General features: G+C 55.1%; 1 protein-coding gene. It reads left to right on the top strand.

The window, feature by feature from the left end:
* Positions 1-223 precede the first annotated feature (223 nt).
* A complete protein-coding gene (locus ACXAIC_RS24465) occupies positions 224-5674 on the top strand; it encodes an SIR2 family protein (RefSeq protein ID WP_475186981.1) in 5451 nt (1816 codons plus the stop codon).
* Positions 5675-5972: the final 298 nt, after the last annotated feature.

Raw genomic sequence — 5972 nt, 5'->3', positions numbered from 1 at the left:
CATCAACGAACTCATGCCTTGGTGTTACGCTGCAAAAGCAGCGTAACAGAGCGCGTCGCCGCCATGAAGACCGGCTTCACCGGGCGGACACCGTGCTCTGCCGCATCACAACGAATGTTTGGACTCTCAGTGTATGCATCAAAAGTCTGGCTTGATTAAGCGTGTATCACAAAGATAGTTTTTCCAGAGGTTGTATTTTATTTAATTTTGCAGAGCCTTCTTCATGTGGACGCACAGACATCCTTACCGTAACTTTGAACTTACGCTGGAGTATATTCAGGAGCGCGGTAGTCTAGCCCTGTCGCGGGCATTGAATATACAACGGGTCATCGGGTTCATTGGCTCCGGCATCACTGCCGCTTATGGACGACCGAGTTGGAAGGCCTTGGTTGATGCGGCCGTTGAGGCGGCGATGAAAGGCTTGCAGCAAGGCGAAGCGACTTCGGGAACGGAGAGCGGTACGGTTCACTCCACGAAAGTTGCTGATCTACCGGAACTTGAAAATGATCCAGCGGCACGAGCTCTCTACCATGCGCTACAGCGTTTCATACGGCAGGACAGTCCCACGCCGGACGATTTAATTGTCACGCTTGCGGTCGCTGAGGACCTTGCACGCCACCGCGGCCGGGAGGAGGAGTTGCGGCAGGCAATTTCACGGGAATTGGTCAAGGAGCGTGCCTGTGCGAGAAAACACACTAGAAAGGCCCTTGAATGGCCAGTTGGTGCGGGTGCTGCTGCTTTGCGGGCCCGTGCGGAGCCGCTTAAAACAATGCTGCATGACCTCAAGGTCTCGCGGTTTCTAACGCTCAACTATGATGTTGAAATCGAACGAGAGTTGGAACGTAGCTTTCGTACCTCAGGAGCGCGCGAATTTAGAAGTGGACGGCACGACGATTCGCGTCTGTGGTCCACCGACGGGGACTACAAATCCGACTTTGAAAGGTCAGCCGGCGGTAGTGATAGCCGGGCCATGGATAAAATCGAGGTCCTCAATAAAAATGCTGAACCTGAAAACGCGGTGAGTCGTGGAGATCTCAACCGCCTCTTTGGCCGGCGAAAGGGCGAGGACACGATTGAATTCGAAAACGGATTGGGAAAGTCGGTCCAGTCGGTCACCCTAGGTGCCGACAATGTCGGAGACCTTGTGAATTTTTCCCTTTATTCGCGTGAGTATGGGGCGCAGGTGTTCCATTTACATGGCCGCTATGATCAGCCCTCGCACATGGTGTTGACGGAAAAGGATTACCAGAACACCTATCTGAGATCTGGCGATGGCCGGGAGACTTTCGAAGAAGCTCTTTCGGCGGTGTTTGATGGCAATGACGTGTTGTTCGTCGGCGTTGGAATGAATGAGGCGGACATCATGCGTCCGCTGCGCCAGTTCGTCAGTCAGGACAGGTCTCCGGATTTTGCCAAACGCCATGTCTATACCTTGATGGAGCGTCAGTGCCGGCTGTGCAAGAGGGCTCTGGAGGGTAGCTTTGATGATTTCGTTACAAAGCATTTCACCCAGAGTGAACTGAACTATCCGAAAATCAACGAAAAAACTAAAGAGACTGCGCTTGACATAGACCTTCGCGCCGATACCGCTCAAAGCTTAAAGCTCAATACTCAATTCGGCATTTACACCCTATATTTCGGTAATGAAACCGTCGCGGGGTTTCCCTATCCGGTGTTGCGGTTCCTGCGCTTGTGCTGCCAAGTGCTTAAAGAAGTTGCGACGGCAGGAGACGGCGATGGACCAAATGAGGAATTATTTTGCGGACTGGCGGAAGAGCTGGCAACGCTCCGCGCTGCAGACGAAGGACGAAGGGCAAATGATTGCCACCCGCTAACCAGGAAACTGCTTCACCAAGAGGAAATCGACCAGTTCACCACAGCGCTCAAGATGGTCAAGCTTGGCTGGAGCCGGAAGGAAAAAGAGAAAGCACAAACCTTCGCTGCGGCGCTTGAAAGTGAATTGCGGTCGCGCGCGCTTGACCGGGCACTTTACTCCCTAGCCTTAAAACGGCAGGGCTGGTGGGAAGACTGGCGTCTTCTGCCGGCCGAACGCAGCGCCCGCTTTGGTAAGGCGTATATCGAGGCTGACCGGAAAATTCCGAACATGGCGCGCCATCGGCCAGCCTATGAGGAATGGCTTATTCCTCCAGACGGTGGTCGATATCCGACCGACGCGGACTTGGATAGCATAGCGCCACTGAAGCTTTTGCGCGCGGAAGCGCGTGAGGCGGCTGGTTCAGCCAATGCGTGGTCGCCGCCGCTCAAGAAAGTATGGTCGCCCCCCATCAATAAACAGTTGTTTGAATTCATTCGTCCTCAGATCCGGTCCAGGTTTGCGCGGCGTATCGTACGCGTGACCATGCCGCGCGGAGCCGGCAAGGGCTCGTTGTTGCATCTACTTCGCCAGAAAATTACGTCGGACGGTAAAACGCCTAACCGCCTGGTACTAGACGCGCTTTTCGAAACTCCGAGCGAGAAAACTTTCCAAAGCCAACCTTTTCGTTATCACGGCTCTTTTTTGCTCCACATCAGCTTCTCCATGGAGTTCGCCTCAGTGATCGACGCGTTGCGCCGTTTCTTTGAGGATGCGATCGGCGGACTTTTAACAGACTACCCAACCGATGGCCCGCCAGCACTGGAAGCACTCTTGAAAGGCGGCGATCCTAATTCGCCGGATGGCGAGGTGGTGCCGGAACACATGCTACTGCTTCATGCGATCCACAAGGCATATATTGACAATCAGAAGATCAATAGCGCGATCCGGGATTTCCGCAAACGGACCGATGCCTCTGAGCCTTTCCGGCGAGGCCATCGGCTTGAGCAATTGCGCAGCACCATTGACGCCTTCCAGATGCTGTCAGAGCTCATGGATGCTAATCTTCGAGTTTGCGTGGTCATGTCTGGTCTCGACAATCTCTGCAATGGGCGCGGCGAGGCGTATAATCCGATGTATCGAGCCTTTTTCCGGCTGCTGACCGGCGAAGGCTGCAAACGCGAAAATGAGTCCAATGGTAAGGTTCCTATGGATCTGGTGTTGATTTCGGGGACGCCGGATGTGCCAATTCGCTATCTGTCACAGGAAAAGCCCCGGGATGACGTTCTGCGCGAACTTGCCAAAAAGGGACTAGATTATTCGCCTGCTTCTGACTGGTACCCTTATGCCGATGGCAAGCGGATGCTGAAGAAATGGCGCCAGTTACCGCCAGTTCCGATCGACAAACGCTATTGGCTACAGGCTGGCAAATCTGGACAGGCCTTTGTGCAGGCGCTGAGCGAACCGGAACGACCTCACAGAGTTGTCGACCCGAACCCTGCTGAAGGTAATGGCACATCCCCGGTCAGCATAAGAGAGAACAAAACCACTGAGGTTCCGCCCATCGGCACGTGGGCGACTATCCGAACCTTTTGCGCCCACAATGTTGCTCTGTCGTCCTGGTGTGCCGGGGCGTTCGCGGCTGAATACAAGCATAAGAATATCACTGAGCACAAAGACCTGTTGCAGCAAGCCCGGCTGTTTTTAAACAGGCTCAACGATGCCGCGGACCGGTCGGGCCATAACGGGGTTATCAGCGAGATTTTAGAAACGCACCGGCGCTGCTGGTGGGGGGAGGGGCTTCCCGATGCTGTGGATGACTGCACGGATGCGCGTGGCTCAAGCAACGCGTCGATCAGAGAATACGAAGGCAAAGACACAGACAACAACGAACGGGTGTGGCCAAAGAAACCCGGCGAGAAAGCAAACCTTGCCTTCGTCATCTTAGCTCACCTTTCCGTGTTTCCAATGCCGGTTGAGCCCCGCGTGCTTTATGGATGTGACGAAATTCATGCAGCTCTTCATCGGATTAAGGACCTGAAGAAAGACGGCGCCCCCGGCGTGGAAACCTCAGTCAAACGTGGTGACCGGCGTAAAAGATGCTTGGAACTGCTCGACGAAATATTGGAAGCGTTGCAGAAGGCGCATCTGGTGATCAAGGTGCAGCCGAAACCACGGAACAATGACAAGGAGTTCCCCGAAGGCTGGGAGAAGGTTCATTCCCGCTTCACCATTCAGCACCAGCTTCGGGACTATATTGGTCACCAGATGGATCTGTTCGTGCCAGATCGGGGCGAGCGCAACTTTTTTCAACTGTCGCTTTACTGCGACCAACCAAAGGACCTGCCGACACCTACTCAAGCTCATTATCGCATGATCAAGGAACTGGTTGAACGCCAAATCATTCAATGTCGGAACACGCTTTGGTGCCTCTACCAGTGGAACCGGGCGCGCAGCGAGGGGCGCGCACCGCTAAGCGATGAGGACCGGGATCTGGCGGTGAAAGGGTTGACTCGACGGCTTTTACCTGATGGTGCCAAGTCAGATAGCAAGGAAATGGATGCTACCCTTGCCTCCATCTATGCCCTGCCGCAGCGAATTCGAGCGCTGTATGGACTTATGCGGACGGGATTTTCGATCGGAGCAGTTTCGCGTCTATCCGGCCTTCCTGAGGAACGCAATCCGGATGAACCGTTTGTACGCTTTCGCGGTTGGCTGCGCGGCATCACCAATGCCGCCATTGCAATGAACTATCTACAATCCGAGCTAAATGCCATTACGGCGAGTGAGCATCGGCATCGACAGGACCCCCCAGGGGACCTGCGTCTTGAGGGATTGTCGTCGCGGGGTGAGGAAACGCCCACCTTTTCCCGGCCCGAAATGTTCTCCGCCCATCACATTGCACAGCCGCTCTATCGCGATGAGATTGGCTGGTTACTTAACGAGCGGGGCTTGATCGCCTTCGTACAGGGTCAGTTGTTTGACGCAATCCCTCTGTTCGAGCGCGCTGCCCAGGTCATGCGTCATCGTGACGACGGTGTTAATAGCGATCCGGCGCTCAATGCCGCCATTCGGCGGGTCCGGCTGAACCATGCTATTGCCATGATCGAACGTGGCAATATGTTCAAGGCGCGTGAGATGATCGAGAGCCTGCTACTACCGACCTTCGGCAGCCAGCACCCGGGCAGTCAGGTAAGCTGGATCGGTGAGGGGTATCTCGGCCTTATCAGACACTTGGCGGGAGACCTGGCCAACGGAAAAGCGCAATATCTGAAGCTAATTGAGCGGGCGAATGAGCAGGAAATGCCGAGGCTCGCCAGTATTTTTAACCGTCACCTTGCCGATCTTTATCGTAGCGAAAAAGACTTTGGTCCAGCGCGGGCTGCGGCCGAGAACGCGATCGGTGCGGCGCTCCAATCCGAACAACGAGACATTTTGTGGACTTGCCGGCTGACCCAGTTGCGTATCGATCTGGCCGAAGGCAAGTTTACGGCCGAAGATCTTGGTCGGACGATCGACGGTGCCCTCGATTATGCCCGGTCTATGGGGCTGCAAAAGATAGAGATCGACGCGCTTAATGCGCAGGCCCAGGTAATGCTACATCAGGGTGAGCGGGTACTGGCCGGTCGAACAGCGGCCCAGGCTGCAGCGTTGGCTAATCGTTGTGGCCTCCGGCTCATGAAGATCAGCGCTCTCGGTGTTTACGGCATGGCGCTAGTGCGGCGCCAGCAATATCACCTGGCCTACAAGATCCTCACCGAAGCTCAACGCGAGTCCGAGCGCCGCGGCTATCAGAACCGGTCTGGCCAGCTCGCGGCCCTCATCGAGCAAATCCCGGCACATGCCACCGTGCCTGGCTAGCAGCGCCGGCCACGTTGGATTTGTTGGTATACATTCGGGCAGCAATGATAACTCGCGCCGCCAGCGACGATTAAGGTTCATTGAGGAACCGAAGATGATTGATCAGGAAGAAATTAAAGCGAAGGCCAAAGTGGACCTGTCCCGGATTTGTACCGCTCCTTTGACTTGGTATTTTGCCACAAAGGAGAATGTTCATGGCATCACGTAACGGCGCGGAGTTTCGCGCAGAAGCAGTCCGGATAGCGCTGACCAGCGGCTTGTCGCGTAAGCAGATCGCCAGAGATCTTGGTGTTGGTTT

Source organism: Roseibium sp. AWQ4_254 (genome assembly GCF_056161025.1).
The sequence above is the reverse complement of the archived record's forward strand: the minus strand, read 5'-3'. Positions and strand labels throughout refer to the sequence as shown.

Coding starts and splice junctions, on each gene's coding strand:
- ACXAIC_RS24465 (WP_475186981.1), top strand. CDS start 224: ATGTGGACGCACAGACATCCTTACCGTAACTTTGAACTTACGCTGGAG.